Annotated in this window: 1 protein-coding gene; it reads right to left on the bottom strand. The window is 70.3% G+C overall.

The annotated features are described in order from the left end of the window. Nucleotides 1–106: 106 nt before the first annotated feature. On the bottom strand, nucleotides 107–327 hold a 221-nt coding region (locus tag UK12_RS34500; protein WP_045307174.1), incomplete at its 5' end, for a chorismate synthase.

The following is a 327-nucleotide window of genomic DNA, read 5'->3' as shown; positions in this document are numbered from 1 at the left end:
CCGGCACAGGTCGGTGCACGGCACCATTGGGCGGCCCACACCCGCGCACGGCGCCGAATCCAGTCCGATGAAGCGTCACAGGATCGGGCGTTAGACCGCCGTCCCGTCAGTCCCGGTAGCCCGCCGGGGCGCCAGATGTGTATAAGAGACAGCCAACGAGAAACGTGACCTCGTCCTGCCCGAACTTCATCCGGGCACCCCGGCCGTAACCGAGCCGCTGCCGGGCCAGCGCATCCGCCACCATGGCGGTGGTCACCGGCACACCGGCCGGCAGACCCTCCAGCGTCCCGACCAGTGCGGGACCGCTAGACGCCCCCTCCTGCACCC

It is taken from the genome of Saccharothrix sp. ST-888, from assembly GCF_000955975.1.
Lineage (GTDB): Bacteria > Actinomycetota > Actinomycetes > Streptomycetales > Streptomycetaceae > Kitasatospora.
The sequence above is the reverse complement of the archived record's forward strand: the minus strand, read 5'-3'. Positions and strand labels throughout refer to the sequence as shown.